The sequence below is a fragment of the Nocardia acididurans genome, from assembly GCF_016741815.1.
Taxonomy (GTDB): domain Bacteria; phylum Actinomycetota; class Actinomycetes; order Mycobacteriales; family Mycobacteriaceae; genus Nocardia; species Nocardia acididurans.
In genome coordinates this window covers 30,036-44,673 of the sequence record NZ_JAERRJ010000017.1, presented here as the reverse complement: position 1 = coordinate 44,673, position 14,638 = coordinate 30,036, and the positions used below count along the sequence as shown (strand labels likewise).

The 14,638-nt window shown below is 69.5% G+C and carries 13 protein-coding genes; 8 read left to right on the top strand and 5 right to left on the bottom strand.

Annotated elements, in window-relative coordinates:
- Positions 1–4 precede the first annotated feature (4 nt).
- From JK358_RS34460 to JK358_RS34435, 6 genes are all read left to right on the top strand, one after another.
- Entirely contained in the window at positions 5–916 is a 912-nt protein-coding gene (locus tag JK358_RS34460; RefSeq protein ID WP_201956189.1) for a beta-ketoacyl-[acyl-carrier-protein] synthase family protein, read from the top strand.
- Complete coding sequence (locus JK358_RS34455) at positions 913–2,718, top strand: fatty acid CoA ligase family protein (RefSeq protein ID WP_201956186.1); 1,806 nt, start codon at positions 913–915, stop codon at positions 2,716–2,718. The genes JK358_RS34460 and JK358_RS34455 overlap by 4 nt, the downstream gene beginning before the upstream one ends.
- The gene (locus tag JK358_RS34450) at positions 2,715–2,984 is read left to right on the top strand and encodes a hypothetical protein (RefSeq protein WP_201956183.1); all 270 of its coding nucleotides are present in this window, start codon (positions 2,715–2,717) and stop codon (positions 2,982–2,984) included. The genes JK358_RS34455 and JK358_RS34450 overlap by 4 nt, the downstream gene beginning before the upstream one ends.
- A complete protein-coding gene (locus JK358_RS34445; RefSeq protein WP_201956181.1) occupies positions 2,981–4,024 on the top strand; it encodes an NAD-dependent epimerase/dehydratase family protein in 1,044 nt (347 codons plus the stop codon). The genes JK358_RS34450 and JK358_RS34445 overlap by 4 nt, the downstream gene beginning before the upstream one ends.
- Positions 4,025–4,085: 61 nt before the next feature.
- The gene (locus JK358_RS34440; protein ID WP_201956178.1) at positions 4,086–5,312 is read left to right on the top strand and encodes a peptide synthetase; all 1,227 of its coding nucleotides are present in this window, start codon (positions 4,086–4,088) and stop codon (positions 5,310–5,312) included.
- A gap of 31 nt (positions 5,313–5,343) precedes the next feature.
- A complete protein-coding gene (locus tag JK358_RS34435; protein WP_201956176.1) occupies positions 5,344–7,599 on the top strand; it encodes an MMPL family transporter in 2,256 nt (751 codons plus the stop codon).
- On the opposite strand, the gene JK358_RS40535 is transcribed toward JK358_RS34435, so the two are convergent.
- A complete protein-coding gene (locus JK358_RS40535; protein ID WP_201956173.1) occupies positions 7,569–8,369 on the bottom strand; it encodes a CPBP family intramembrane glutamic endopeptidase in 801 nt (266 codons plus the stop codon). The genes JK358_RS34435 and JK358_RS40535 overlap by 31 nt on opposite strands.
- A 331-nt stretch (positions 8,370–8,700) precedes the next feature.
- Entirely contained in the window at positions 8,701–9,552 is an 852-nt protein-coding gene (gene rsmI, locus JK358_RS34425; protein WP_201956170.1) for a 16S rRNA (cytidine(1402)-2'-O)-methyltransferase, read from the bottom strand.
- Between the two features lie 378 nt (positions 9,553–9,930).
- Between rsmI and JK358_RS34420 the strand changes: the two genes are divergently transcribed.
- Positions 9,931–11,484 (top strand): dolichyl-phosphate-mannose--protein mannosyltransferase, encoded by a 1,554-nt coding sequence (locus tag JK358_RS34420; protein WP_201956524.1) that lies wholly within the window; start codon positions 9,931–9,933, stop codon positions 11,482–11,484.
- Positions 11,485–11,502: 18 nt separating this feature from the next.
- Here JK358_RS34420 and JK358_RS34415 read toward each other — a convergent pair whose 3' ends face one another.
- Positions 11,503–11,877, bottom strand: a complete 375-nt coding sequence (locus tag JK358_RS34415) for a GntR family transcriptional regulator (RefSeq protein WP_201956168.1) — start codon at positions 11,875–11,877, stop codon at positions 11,503–11,505.
- Between the two features lie 6 nt (positions 11,878–11,883).
- Positions 11,884–13,110 carry an arginine deiminase gene (gene arcA / locus JK358_RS34410; RefSeq protein WP_201956165.1) on the bottom strand — a complete coding sequence of 409 codons (1,227 nt, stop codon included), beginning with the start codon at positions 13,108–13,110 and terminating at the stop codon, positions 11,884–11,886.
- Between the two features lie 75 nt (positions 13,111–13,185).
- Here arcA and soxR point away from each other — a divergent pair, with 75 nt between their 5' ends.
- The gene (gene soxR / locus JK358_RS34405; RefSeq protein ID WP_201956156.1) at positions 13,186–13,731 is read left to right on the top strand and encodes a redox-sensitive transcriptional activator SoxR; all 546 of its coding nucleotides are present in this window, start codon (positions 13,186–13,188) and stop codon (positions 13,729–13,731) included.
- On the opposite strand, the gene JK358_RS34400 is transcribed toward soxR, so the two are convergent.
- Positions 13,700–14,554: an SDR family oxidoreductase gene (locus tag JK358_RS34400; RefSeq protein ID WP_201956154.1), complete on the bottom strand. Its 855-nt coding sequence runs from the start codon at positions 14,552–14,554 to the stop codon at positions 13,700–13,702. The genes soxR and JK358_RS34400 overlap by 32 nt on opposite strands.
- Positions 14,555–14,638 lie beyond the last annotated feature (84 nt).

Genomic DNA, 14,638 nt, shown 5'->3' with positions numbered 1-14,638 from the left:
TGTCATGGGCGTGCGCATCAAATCCACCGGAACCAGCCGGGCCGGAGACACTTTCAGCATCGTGGAGCTCAGCGCGCGAGCGGCGAAGCAGAGCCTGGAGCGCGCCGGCGTGCGCGCCGACCAGGTCGGCGTGCTGATCAACGCGGGCATCTTCCGCGACTCCAATACCGTGGAACCGGCCGTCTCGGCGCTGATCCAGAAGGCCGCCGGGATCGGGCTGGACTACGAGAAGAACGACCCGCGGTCGTTCTCCTTCGACCTCATGAACGCCGGCGTCGGCGTGCTCAACGCCGTGCAGGTGGGGCAGTCGATCCTGGCGATGGGCGGGGTCGAGCACGTGCTCATCGTGTCGGGTGACACCCACCCGTCGATGCAGCGCGGAGCCGCCGACGACGAATTCCCGTACGCCAGTGCGGGTGCCGCGCTGCTGCTGGAGTACACCGAGGAGCCGGAGGGCTTCGGGCGGGTGCACACGGTGTCCGGCGAAGGCTCCCCCGCCATCGAGTCGTACGTGGACGTCGCGACCATGGGCACCCGCGGCCGGGAGATCATGACCCACCTGCGCGACGCCGACGCCGAGGAGCGGCTGCTCGCGGTGGCCGTCGACGCGGCAAGCGCCGTGCTCGCCGAGAACGAACTCCCCCTGGCCACCACGGCGCTCATCGCGTCCACCCCGACCGCCGGATTCCCCGCGCGGCTGGCCGCCGAACTCGGCATCGCCGCCGACGCGGTGCGGACGCCGGACCTGGCGCAGGGCGATCCGCACACAGCCGCCCTGCCGCTGGCCTACGACCTGGCGGTGCAGGACGAATCGCTGCGCGGGTGCACGCACGTGCTGTTCGTGGCCGCCGGTGCGGGGCCGTCCGCCGCCGCGGTCGTCTACCGGCTCCCGGCCCTCGTCGGAGCGGACGCGTGACCGTCGCGACCTACTGGGGCGCCCTCGACCGCTTCAAGACGGTCGTGGACGCCCATCCGGAGCGGGAGGCGGTGATCTTCCCCGACGGGAAGACCGCCTCCGGGCTCCCGGACTACCGGCACCTCACCTATCGGGAACTCGACGCCTGGTCCGACGCGCTCGCGACCCGGCTCGACACCGAGGGCGTCGGTCGCGGCACCCGCACCATCGTGCTGGTACTGCCCAGCCCGGAGCTGTACGCGATCATGCTGGCGCTGTTGAAGATCGGCGCGGTGCCGGTCGTCATCGACCCGGGCATGGGATTGCGCAAGATGCTCAACTGCCTGCGCGCCGCCAATGCCGAAGCGTTCATCGGCATTCCGCAGGCGCACGCGGCACGGGTGCTGTTCCGCAAGTACTTCCGCGAGGTGCGGATCCCGATCACGGTCGGCCGCCGCTGGTTCTGGAACGGGCCGACCCTGCGCGGGTGGGGGCTGACCAGCGCCAGCTGGGGCACCGTGGCGCTGGGTCCGGCCGCACAGGCCGATTCGGTTCCGCAGCGCATCGGCGCGGCCGTGAAGGGCGTCGCGAATCGCTTCGGCGCACCGGACAACTCGCACACCGGCGCCGCGCACGGTGGGGTGCTGAAGGGCCGGGTGCCCGCGCCCGCCGATGAGCTACTGCTGATCGCCTACACCACGGGCAGCACCGGTCCCGCCAAGGCCGTCGAGATGACGCACGGGAATCTGACCGCGATGGTGGATCAGGTGGACGCGGCACGCAATCGCGTCGCGCCGGGCACCTCGCTGATCACGCTGCCGCTGGTCGGGATCCTCGACATGCTGCTCGGGTCGAGATGTGTACTGCCGCCGCTGATTCCGAGCAAGGTCGGATCCACCGATCCGCTGCACGTGGTGGACGCGGTGAACCGGTTCGGGGTGCGGACCATGTTCGCCTCGCCCGCCGTGCTGATTCCGCTGCTGCGGCATCTGCAGCTGCATCGCACGGAAGTGCCTACGCTGCACAGCATCTACTCCGGTGGCGCGCCGGTGCCCGACTGGTGCATCGCGGGGCTGCGCACGGTGCTGGCCGCCGACGCCGAGGTGCACGCCGGATACGGCTCCACCGAAGCGCTGCCCATGTCGACCATCGAATCGCGGGAACTGCTGGGCGGATTGGTCGAGCGGGCGCATCGCGGCGAAGGCACCTGCATCGGTCGTCCCGCCGAGGGCGTGCGGGCGCGGCTGGTCGCCATCACCGATGACGCGCTGCCGACCTGGGCCGAGGTCGAGGCCCGCGCCGGGGAACTGAACGCTACGCGCGGCATCGGTGAACTGGTCGTCGCCGGGCCGAATGTGAGCACCCGCTATTACTGGCCGCACGAGGCCAATCGGGCGGGCAAGATCGTCGACGGCGACACCGTGTGGCACCGCACCGGCGACCTGGCCTGGATCGACGACGAGGGCCGGATCTGGTTCTGCGGGCGCAAGAGTCAGCGCGTGCACGCCGCCGACGGTCCCATGTTCTCCGTGCAGGTCGAGCAGGTGTTCAATGTGCTCGACGGCGTGGCGCGCACCGCCCTGGTGGGCGTCGACGCGAAGGGCGCGCAGGAGCCGGTGCTGTGCGTGGAGACCGAGGCGGGCGTGGACCGGGGCGCGCTCAGCGCCGTACTGCGCCGGCGGGCGGGCGAATTCGCCGTCACCGCAAAGGTTTCCAGATTCCTGTTCCATCCCGGTTTCCCGGTGGACATCCGACACAATGCCAAGATCGGCCGCGAACAACTCGCGGTCTGGGCGGCAGAGCAGATCGGAGCGGAGAAATGAAGGTACTGGCACTGCGGGCGGTCCCGGTGTTCGGCTGGCTCTACATCGCGGTCGGCGTGATCGCGATCCTCACCGACCGCGCACCCGCCAACCGGCTGCTGCGCGCGGCCTTCTGGATCGACGTCTTCCTCAGTGTCGTCGTGCACGCGGCGCAGATCCCGGCCGCCCTGCGCGCGTCGAAGGGCAGCGATCGGTCCGCGGTCGAAACCGCGGTCATGACACAGATCTTCGGACTCACCTGGTGGAAGACACAGGAGGCGGCATGAAGGCACTGGTGACGGGAGCGTCGGGGTTTCTGGGCGGCGCGCTGGTGCGCCGCCTGGTGCGCGACGGGGACTACCAGGTCGCGATTCTGGCGCGGCCGACCAGCAATCTGCGTGACCTCGCCGAGGTGATCGATCAGGTGGAGGTCATCCACGGCGATCTCACCGACGCGGTGTCGCTGCAGCGCGCCACCAAGGGCGTGGACGTGGTGTTCCACAGCGCCGCCCGGGTGGACGAGCGCGGCACCCGCGCGCAGTTCGTGGCCGAGAACATCACGGCCACAGAGCAATTGCTGCGGGCCGCGCGCGCCAACGGGGCGCGCCGGTTCGTGTTCATCTCCAGCCCCAGCGCGCTCATGGATCGCGACGGCGGCGACCAGGTGAACGTGAACGAGTCGCTGCCCTATCCGACGCGGTATCTGAACCTCTACTCGGAGACCAAGGCCGCCGCCGAGCGCGCCGTATTGGCTTCGAACACAGCGGAATTCACCACCTGCGCCTTGCGTCCGCGCGCCATCTGGGGCGCGGGCGACCGGTCCGGGCCGATCGTGCGGCTGCTCAGCCGCGCCGCCGCGGGCGCACTGCCGGATCTGTCGTTCGGCAAGCAGGTGTACGCCTCGCTGTGCCATGTCGACAATATCGTCGAAGCCTGCGTGAGAGCCGCCGCCTCCGAGAACGTCGGCGGCAAGGCGTATTTCATCGCCGACGCCGAGCAGACCGATGTGTGGGGCTTCCTCGGCGAGGTGGCGGGCGGGCTCGGATACGCGCCGCCGTCCCGGCAGCCGAATCCGAAGGTCGTGAACGCGGCCGTCGCGCTCATCGAAACCATCTGGCGCATCCCGTATGTCGCCACCCGCTGGTCGCCGCCGCTGTCGCGGTACGTGGTGGCGCTCATGACCCGCACCGCCACCTACGACACGACCGCCGCCGCACGCGATTTCGGCTACGCGCCGATCGTGGACCGCGCCACCGGGCTCACCTCGTTCCTGGCCTGGCTCGAAACCCAGGGCGGGGTCGTCGAATTGACCAAGGACATCCGGTAGGCCGCTACCGGGCTCATCGCGCGAGCCCGGTACCTGCCGCCCCCACGCCGCAGAGGACGCCATGACCTTCCGCCGACCCATCACCCCGACCGAGCTCATCTATTTCCCCATGCGGGATCTGGCTCCGCCGTTCCTCATGCAGATGGCCTTCGCGGGTGACGGCCGGATCGACCCCGAGGCCCTGCGCCGGGCGGTAGCCGTTGCGGCGGAAGCCAATCCGGGCGCACGCCTGGTGCGGGACGGCAAATACTGGGTGGACAGCGGGGTCGCACCCAGCGTGCGGGTGCTCCCGCATGCCCTGCAGTACCCCGCGCTGGAGGCGGATCCGGTGCTCACCAGCCCGATCGGCCCCACCCCGGAGTCCACGGTGGAGGTGCTGCTGCTCACCGCCGACCCGGTCACCGTCGTCTTCCGTATCTTCCACGGTGTCATGGACGGTATGGGCGCGGTCATGTTCGCCACCGACGTGTTCCGGGCGCTGCGCGGCCAGACCCCGATCGGCGCGGACGAACCCGTCGCCGACGCCGAACTGGTGGACCGGGTCGGCGCGCCCGGCCGCCCCACCCTCATGCAGCCGCGCTTCCGCGCCGCCGTCGGCCACGGCCGCCAGGATCCGGGCGAACCGCGACACCTGCTGCGCCACCGCACCATTCACGCCACCGGCCGCAATGCGCTGGAGCGGGTCGCCGCCATCCTGGCTTCGGAGGGCGGCCCGATCTCGCGCATCATGATCCCGGTCGACCTGCGCCGTCACCTGCCCGGCCTGCGCTCCACCGGCAATCTCGCCCTCCCCCTGTTCGTCGACGCCACCCCGGGTATGACCTGGCAGCAGATCCGCGACATCAAACGCGCCGGCCTGGACGAGGGCCGCGAACTCAACCAGATGGACAACAGCGGTCTCACCAAGCTGCCGCCCGCCGTCGGCCGCACGCTGGCCCGCACCCTCAATGTGCTGGGCGCCCGCCTGGGCCGAAACCTGGCCTCCGCCACCGTCTCCCACATGGGCCGCTACGACCTCGACGACCTCGCCGTCCCCGGCTGGCAGCCCACCTCGGTCCGCATGCTCCCCCAGCACAGCGTCGCCATGCCCCTGCTGTTCGCCCTCACCGAAGGCGGCGGCCGCACCGAACTCACCGTCTCCGCCCGCAGCGGCCGCGGCATCCCGCAACGCCTCGACGCCCTCCTCGACCGAATCGTCACCACGCTGGAAGCGGAACTGCCGCAACCCGACCACACCCCGGCCACCGCGAAACCAAGCCTCCCCCATCCGGATTCGGTAGCGCCGTAACGCTCCGCAGACAACGATCAGAGGTCGCACTATGAAGGTTTGGGCAGGGCTGGTCGTGGCGCGGCCGAAACTGGTGCTGGTGGCGGCCGTGCTGTTCGCGCTCGCGTGCGGCCTGTTCGCGACCGGGCTCGCGGAGAAGGTGAGCGCGGCCGGATTCACCGATCCGGCAAGCGAATCCAGTGCGGTGGACGCGTGGGTGAAAGAACAGTTCGGGCCGCAGAATCCGGATGTCATCGCGATCTACACCGCGCCCGAGGGGCAGACGCTCGACGATATCGGGGCGCGGGTGCAGGAGTCGGTGGGGCGGATCGATCCCGGTCTGCTCGACCGGCCGGTCGAAACCTATTGGAACAGTGCGCGCAAGCAGTACCTGCGGTCGGCCGATGGGCGCCACGCCGTGGCCGTGGTGTTCGCGGCCGGGGACGACAACCGGCGGATCGCGGTGTTCCCGGAAATCGAGGAGTCGCTGCGGGTTCCGGGCATCGAGACCGAGCTGACCGGATACAGCGCGCTGGCCGACGACATCAGCGCACAATCGCGGCGCGATCTGATCATCGCGGAGTCCATTTCCATTCCGCTCACCGCCATCGTGCTGGTGCTGGTGTTCGGCGGGGTGGTGGCCGCCGCGCTGCCGGTGGCGGTGGGCACGCTCGCCGTGATCGGAGCGCTGGGCGCGGTCGGGATCATCGCGCGGTTCACCGAGGTCAGCATTTTCGCCATGAACGTGGTGTCGCTGCTGGGGCTCGGATTGGCCATCGACTACGGGCTTTTCGTGGTGGGACGGTTCCGGGAGGAACTGGGCCGGGCCCGCGGCGGTGAACTCGGAGACGGCAGTGGCGGCTCCGGCCGCGACAGCCGAATCGGTGCCGACGCGGGCACCCGACGCGGCGACCCACTCGACGAGGGCGACAGCGCCGGCTCCGGGCGCGACCCCGATGTCGGCGCCGCGGTTGTCCGCACGCTGCAAACCGCCGGTCGCACCGTGCTGTTCTCGGCCCTGCTGCTCATGTGCGCGTTCGCGGGCACGCTGGTGTTCCCGCAGTCGGTGCTGCGGTCACTCGGGTACGGGGCGATGGCGGCGGTCGGGCTCGCGGCGCTGCTGTCGGTGACGGTGCTCCCGGCCGCGCTCGCGCTGCTGGGGACGCGGATCGGCAAGTGGAGCTGGCGGGCGGATGCCTTCGAACGCTCCGAGGAACGGGCGCAACGGTTCTGGGGCCGCGTGGTCACGGCCGTCATGAAGCGGCCGGGGACGGTGGCCATCGCGGTCGGCGCACTGCTGCTGGTGCTCGCCGCCCCGCTGACCGGAGTGCGGCTCGGCGACATCGACCACACCGCGCTCCCCGCGGGCAATGAAACCCGGCTCGCGACAGAGGAATTGGCGGCCGAGTTCCCCGCCGCGAACAGCGGCGCGACCGTCGTGCTGCGTGGAATCGACGGCGCGGCGCCGCGCTCCGCCGCTGTCAGCACGGCGCTGCGCGAGATCAGTGCCGTGCACGGCGTGCGCCAGGCCGTCCAGATCGGGACGAAGGACAATGCGGCGGTGATTCACGCCGCGCTGGCCGCGCCCGATCGGTCGCCGGACGCGCAGGAGATCGTGAAAGACCTTCGGGCCCTGGAGATCGACGGTGCGACGGTGCGGGTGGGCGGGCAGAGCGCCGCCACCGCCGACAGCGTCACGGCCGTGCTGGCGAAGCTGCCGCTCATGATCGTGGTCATGGTGGCGGTGACGCTGCTGATGCTGGCCCTGGCCTTCCGGTCGATCATCCTGCCGGTGAAGGCGGTGCTCATGGCCTTCCTCAGCCTGGCGGCCACCTTCGGCGTGCTGACCTGGATCTTCAGTGACGGGCATCTGGCCGGTGTGCTGGGTGTCAGCGTCGGTCCGCTCTCCGCCGGGATGATGGTGCTGATCATCGCCGTGGTGTTCGGCCTGTCGACCGATTACGAGGTGTTCCTGCTGTCGCGCATGGTGGAGGCGCACGAGGCCGGAGCCGATACCGAGGAGTCGGTCCGCATCGGCACGGTGCAGACGGCACGTGTAATCACCGCCGCGGCAACGCTGCTCGTGCTCATCACCGGCGCGTTCGCCCTCTCCCCGCTGACGCCCATGCGCTTCCTGGGCCTCGGCATGGTGATCGCGCTGGTCATCGACGCCACCCTGGTCCGCATGCTGCTCGTGCCCGCCCTGGTGAAACTCATGGGCGAGGCGAACTGGTGGACGCCGGGTCGGCGCACTCGCACGGCCGCTCTCGCCTCCGGCTACTCCGAGGAACCCGCCAAAACCTTCTGACGAGCACTGTCGCGCGCCACGCTCCAGCTCAGCACCAGCGCCGCCACCAGGAAACTCGCGCCCGCGTAGTAGCAGACCTGCGGCACGCCGAGCGTGTCGTCACCCATCACCAGGTACAGCGTCACGTTGATCAGCCAGTGCCCGATGGTGGCCGTCACCACCCGCTGCACGAAACTCCCGTTGGCCAGATATCCCAGCACCACCGCGAACCCCATGGCCGCCACCAGAAACGACCCCGCCACCACCGGCCCCATGGTGAACGCCCGCACATGCCACAGCGCCCAGATCAACCCGGTGACGCCGACGGCCACCAGCCGCCCGTACCGAAACTCCAAGGCGGGCTGCAGGAATCCGCGCCAGCCGACCTCCTCCCCCGCCGCCCCCACCAGCTGGAACACCAGAAATACCAGGAACGGGATCTCCCCCACCGCACGCGGCCCGACCAGTGTCATCCCCCCGAGCACCGCCGCCATCGCCACCAGCACCCCGAGCAACGCCACCACCCCCACCAGGGTCGCCACATCCGCCCCGACCACCCGCCACGGCACCGCCGCGGTGACCACCCCCCGAATCCGGTTCCCGCACACCACCACAACGACGGCCACCGCTACCGCCGGCCCGAACTGCGCCAGCGACAAGGCCGCCGCATCCAGCCCCACCCGCTCCTGCACCCCCAGCAGCACCCCCGAAACAACCACCGCGAGCACGACATACGCCGCAACAGCTCCCCACCCACAACCCGCACCGCGTATCCGACGTGTCACAGCCACCCCCCGATCTTCGCACCGCCGACCGACAGCCGGGTGGGGCTCCGAAGGCTCCCCGGCGTGTCCGCACCGGGGAGTCCCGCGCCCACCGCCACCGCCCGGGAACCCTTGCCGCACTGGACCTTGCCGAAGCGCCCGAGAGGGGGCGTGCTGGAAGGCCGCCGTGCGGAGAGCGGGCGGGGGCAACGGCGCGATACGCCAGGGGCTGTTCGCATAAGCCCCCGGCATCAGGGCACGAGCCCTGCGCCGAGCCGCTCGAAACACCAGGCGCTACTGAGGATGACAGCGCGATTTCGCGAGCGACCCTTGAGGCGACATCACGGGTTGAAGCTCACTAGGTTGCGCGAGCAGCGAGAACGGCGTCGTAGAGCTCTTTTCGCGACACCCCGGTGGCGGCGGCGACCTCGCCGCACGCGTCCTTGAGCCGCAGCCCCTTGCCGACCAACTCTTCCACCCGGTCCACCAGATCCTCCGGATCAGCGGAAACCGGTTGCGCGCCTTCGAGAACCACGGTGATCTCGCCGCGCGCACCGTCCACCGCCCAGGCCGCCAGCTCGGCCAATGTCCCGCGCACGACCTCCTCGTAGGTCTTGGTCAGCTCACGACACACCGCCGCCCGGCGCTCGGCTCCGAGCACCTCCACCGCGTCCGCGAGACAGTCGGCGAGACGGTGCGGCGCTTCGAAGAAGACGCAGGCGCGAGGTTCGGCCGCGAGGGTGCGCAGCCATTCCTTGCGCTGCCCGGACTTGCGCGGCGGAAATCCGTCGAAGCAGAACCGTTCGACAGGCAGGCCGGAGAGAGCGAGCGCGGTGGTGACGGCGGACGGGCCGGGGAGACAGGTGATCGGCAGATCACGGCCGACACACGCGGCCACCATGCGATATCCGGGGTCGCTGACCGAAGGCATGCCCGCATCGGTCACGAGCAGCACCGTGCGGCCGTTCTCGATCTCCTCCAGCAGCATCGGGATTCGCGCGGTCTCCACATGGTCGTAGAAGCTCACCACCCGCCCGCTGATCTCCACCTCGAGCGCCTTGGCGAGCGAGCGCGTGCGCCGGGTGTCCTCGGCCGCGACGACGTCCGCCGACGCCAGAGCGTCCCGCAGCCGCTGCGACGCGTCCCCGATATCGCCCATGGGCGTAGCGGCCAGCACCAGTCGGCCCGCCGCACTCGGTTCCGCGCTCATCGCACTCCCATTCCTCGCTCGACGATCGGGTCGTTCGACATTCGGCCCAGCAAAAACCATACGGCCGCAGCCGCATCACCCCACACGCGGACTTGGCGAGGGTGGCCTGGCCCCCTCCACGCTCCTATCGGCTTGTCGGGTGATGGTCCGGCCCGAGCGCACCACCCCGAGCGTTTCACACCTGTCCTTCCGTGGTTTTCGGGTCGGCATTGTGGATCGGGCCGGGAACGGTGTGGTCCGCATGGGACAAGGCCGGGCACCGACGGCGTGTGCCGACGACTCACCGGGGCGCGACTCGCGGGTGGGGGACCGCATACGATCGGGGGCGTGACCCAGGTGACCGACGTGCGACCGCCAGCTATGGAGGCGGGGGTGGCGATGTCCAGTCCGGCGCCGTTGCGTCCCTCGCCCGAGTACGGGCCGACGGATTGGGCCCGGGGGTGGGCGGTCACGCTGTTCCTGACGGCGATCGCCGCGCTCACGCGGTTCATCAATCTGCAGTATCCGACGGATGCGCGGACACCGGTGTTCGACGAGAAGCATTACGCGCCGCAGGGGTGGCAGGCGCTCACCAACGGCGGGGCCGAGGACAATCCGGCGTACGGGCTGGTGGTGCATCCGCCGGTCGGCAAGCACATGATCGCCCTCGGGGAGGCGATCTTCGGGTACACGCCGTGGGGGTGGCGGTTCACGGCGGCGGTGTCGGGAACCATCCTGGTACTGCTGGTGATTCGCATCGTGCGCCGGATGACGCGGTCCACGCTGATCGGCGCGTTCGCGGGGATCCTGCTCATCGCGGACGGGCTCACCTTCGTCTCGTCGCGGCTCGGGATGCTGGACATCTTCCAAGCCCTGTTCGTCACAGCGGCTTTCGGCTGTCTCATCGTGGATCGCGACGAGATGCGAAGTCGCATGGCCAGAGTCGAGGCCGAGGGCAGACTTGACGACAGCGAGTTCGGGCCGCGGTTCGGGGTGCGCTGGTGGCGGTTCGGGGCGGGCATCATGCTCGGGCTGGCCTGCGGCGTGAAATGGTCGGGGCTGTACTACGTGGCCGCGTTCGCGCTGCTGAGCCTGGCCTTCGATCTGGCGGCACGGCGCGGATACCGGGTGCGGCGGCCGTGGGCGGGGGTCGCGGTCCGCGATCTGATCCCCACCGGATACGCGCTCGTGGTGATTCCGTTCCTGGTGTACATGGGCAGTTTCTGGGCGTGGTTCGCCGGGGAGACCAGTTACGACCGGTATTCGGTGGGCGTGCGCGTCGGTGAGGGCGGCATGTTCGCGTGGGTGCCGTCGGCGCTGCGCTCGCTGTGGTTCTACGGCGGCGAGGTGCTCACCTTCCACGAGGGGCTCACCAATTCGGCGGGCAATCACCATCCGTGGGAATCGAAGCCGTGGACGTGGCCGATGGGGCTGCGGCCGATGCTCTACTACTACGCCGACTCCAATGTGACCGGCTGCGGGCAGGGCCAGTGCGTGCGCGCGGTCATGCTGATCGGCACGCCCGCCATCTGGTGGGTGGCCTTCCCCATGCTGGCGTGGGCGCTGTGGCGCACGGTGGTGCGCCGCGACTGGCGGTACGCGGCGGTGCTGGTCGCGTACTCGGCGGGCCTGCTGCCGTGGTTCCTGTCGCTGGACCGGCAGATGTACTACTTCTACGCGGTGCCGCTGGCCCCGTTCCTGGTGATGGGCGTGGCGCTCGCGCTCGGCGACATCCTCGGGCACGCGCCACCCAGCGGGCGGCGACTAACGGGCATTCCGGGGCTGCAGAACTTCACGCCGCCGAGTGAGCGGCAGGGGCTCGGGCTGCTACTGGTCTGCCTGTATCTGGGCCTGGTGATCGCCAACTTCATCTGGTTGTGGCCGATTCTCACGGGCATGTCGATCACACCCGCCGACTGGCACGACCACCTCTGGCTGCCCAGCTGGAGATAGGCCCCGCACCGGAGGGACTCAGGGCGTCGGAGTCGTCTCGCCGAGCGCCGCGCGCAGGTAGCGCAGCGCCGCCTCGTCGTCCAGGCCGAGTCGCCGGATGACCGCGACGTATTCGGTGGCGGCCCGCCCCGCCACGTCCCGGGTGGGATCGCCGGAGGAGGCGATGAAGGACCCTAGTCGCCCCCGGGTTTCCAGGACGCCGTCCTGTTCCAGCTCCCGGTAGGCCCGCGCCACCGTATTGGGCGCGAGTTTGAGTTGCGCCGCAAGGGCGCGCACCGTGGGGATCTTCGTCCCGGCGGCCAGTTCACCCGACCTCACCCGGGCCACGACGCCCTGACGCAGCTGCTCGTACGGTGGGACCGCCGAGTGATGGTCAACCGGGATGTCCAGCATGGCTTTTCACACCTCGTCACGCGCGAGCGGGCAGGACATGCAGCGCGGACCGCCTCGGCCGGAACCCAATTCGGATCCGGGGATGGGCAGCACCTCGATTCCGGCGTCGGTGAGCCGCGCGTTGGTCATTTCATTGCGTTCGTAGGCCACGACGACGCCGGGGGCCACCGCGAGGGTGTTGTTGCCGTCGTCCCACTGTTCTCGTTCGGCGGTGACACCGTCCAAGCCGGTATCGACGACCCGCAGTTTCCCGATCCCCATGGCCTCGGCCGCCGCCTTCAGGAAGGGATCGGGTCCGGCGATGTGCACGCCGGTGTCTTCTTTTCGAATGGTGAAGGCGCACAGGGAGTCCTGTACCGCCGGGTACATGACGACCGCGTCCACGTCGACCATGGTGCACACGGTGTCCAGATGCATGGTGGCACGCATCTGCGCGATCGGCACCACCAGCACGGTGTGCGCCAGATCGTCCTCGAACAGGCTGCGCGCCAAGGCTTCCGCGCCGGCCGGTGTGGTGCGCTCGCCGACGCCGATGGCCACCACACCCTTGGCGAGCAGCAGCACGTCACCGCCCTCGATGGGCGCGGTGTGCGATTCGTAGGCGCGCCGCACCCGCAGGAACCGTGGATGGAAGGCGTAGATCAGATCGGTCAGCGAGGTCTCACGCTGCCGGGCGGGCATGGCCAGCGAGGTGATGGCGAACCGATTACCCACCCACAGTGAGGAATCGCGGGTGAACAGCAGATTGGGCAGCGGGTCGATGACGAAGTCGTGCCCGTGGTGCATGCGCCGCACCAGCGAGGTGGCGTCCGGCCCGAAGGGTAGCTCGTCGAAGGTCATCCCCGTCATGAGGATGTCGGCGAGGTCGGGTGCGGGCACCGTGCGCAGGTAGGCGGCCAGCTCGTCGGCCAGGGTGTGCCCGAGGCGGCGCGCGTCCACCGCACCGGAGATGCCCTGGATCCGCGCGGCCCCGCTCACCCGCAGGGTTTCGGCGAGCAGATCGGCCAGCAGCAACACTTCGACGCCACGACTCCGCAACACCTCGGCGAAGGTGTCGTGCTCCTGCTGGGCGCGCTCCACCCAGGGGATGCCGTCGAACAGCAGTTGATCGTTGTTGCGAGGCGTGAGCCGGCGCAGTTCGTCGCCGGGCCGGTGCAGAAGCACCGTGCGCAGTGCGCCGACCTCCGAGGTCACGGAAAACGGTCGCGCCGGGGGTGCGGCCTCGGTTCCCATAACCTGACGGTAGTTCCCCACAGCAAAGATGGCATGCAATTCGCGCCGGGGAAAAACCTTCAGTAATGTTCAGGTATGGAGCACGTGTCCTGGCAGGCCAAGGAGCTGACCCCCGGTCAGCTGGCCCAACGCGCCGGAGTTTCGGTGTCCGCCTTGCATTTCTACGAACGTGAGGGCCTCATCACAGCCCGACGAACCAGTGGCAACCAGCGCCGCTACCCCCGGGAAACCCTGCGCCGGGTCGCCTTCATCCGCATCTCACAGCGTGTCGGGATTCCGCTCGCCGAGATCCGCAAGGCGCTGGACAACCTGCCGGACGGCCGCACCCCCACCCGGCGCGACTGGGAGAACCTGTCCACCATGTGGCGGGAGGATCTGGACGAGCGCATCGAACAGCTGATCGCCTTGCGCGACAACCTGTCCGGGTGCATCGGCTGCGGCTGCCTGTCGCTGGGCAGCTGCAAGATCGTCAATATTCACGATCATCTGGGCGACGAGGGACCGGGCGCGCGCACCCTCGACGTGTACGCGGCCAAGAACTGCGCCAAACCCGAGGACAAGGGGTGCGCGCCCGAGGCGGCGGGCGCGGCTAGCGCTGCTCCTCCGGCAGGAAGGTCGTGAACAGCGCGTTGGCCCGGCGCATCACGAATTCGTAGGGCCAGGCGAACTTTCGCGCCCACCAGTAGCCGAAGCGGATGTCGAACTGGGTGTGCACCAGGTAGGTGCCCTTCTCGACCCCGCGCACGATGATGTCGGCGACCTGCTCGGGCTTGCGCGCGTGCTTGCGGAATCGCTTGATCCAGTACTGGATTCGCGGATCGTCACGATCCGCGCCGACGATGTCGACCGAGTGCACCAGCGGGGTGTCCACCGCGCCGGGCACCACCAGGTGCACCTTGATGCCGTGCCGTTCCAGATCGAAGCGCAGCACATCGGAGACGCCGCGCAGACCGAACTTGCTGGCCGAGTACGCGGCATGCCAGGGCAGGGCGAGCAGACCGGCGGCCGAGGACACATTCACCAGTGCCCCACCGCGTTTCGCGTGCACCATGGGCGGGATGAAGTTCTCGATGACGTGGATCGGGCCCATGAGGTTGACGTCCACCATCTTCTTCCAATGGCGGTGTTCGAGGTTCTCGACGGTGCCCCAGGTGGAGACGCCGGCGATGTTCATGACCACGTCGAGCGAGCCGAGTTGATCGTGCACGCGCTTGGCGAACGCGGTCACCGCGTCGTAATCGCTGATGTCGAGGGCCTCGTAGAGGTCGACCGTGCCGCCTTCGGCGCGCACGAGACCGACCGTCTCGTCCAGGCCCTCGGCGTTCACGTCCGTGAGGACCAGGGGCGCGCCCTTGCGGGACGACGCCAGTGCGGTGGCACGGCCGATACCGCTGGCAGCGCCGGTTATCAGTGTTTTCTTGCCGTTAAGGCTGCGACCGCCCACCCGAATCCATCCTCAAATTGACAGCAGTGTCAGCGCGCACGCTACTACACGAACATTGGTGTTCGCGAGTCGGGTAAATACCCG